Consider the following 434-nt stretch of genomic DNA (forward strand, 5'->3'; position numbering starts at 1 on the left):
CATAGGAGCAGATAATAGATTAAACATAGAGCATAATAGTAGTGAATATGTGGGTGGGGATAAGAGTGTGGAGGTTAGGGGAAATGTAAAAGAGGAAATAGCACAGGATAAATATGAGAGTGTAAAAGGGCATTTAAGCATAAAAGCTAATGAGGAAATAAACATACTATCTACTTCACAGCTAAATCTTAATGCAAATGCAAATATGCTTCTTACTTCTAGTCAATCCATATCAATGGATATGCAAGAATACTTTATCGCACAAGCAAAAAATGCTATAATGCAGGTGCTAGAATCTTTAGAGATACAATCTAAAATCTTAAATATTGATTCACAAGATAGCATAACGCTAAAAATAGGGGAGTCTAACATAATTATCACAAACGATAATCTCATTACCATAAGCACAGACGGCAATGAGATTACACTTAATA

General features: G+C 32.9%; 1 pseudogene. It reads left to right on the forward strand.

From position 1 onward, the window contains the following. Nucleotides 1-434 (forward strand): annotated as a pseudogene (locus ACWIX0_RS14225) (hypothetical protein); the annotation flags it as partial.

Source organism: Helicobacter sp. T3_23-1059 (assembly GCF_053654515.1).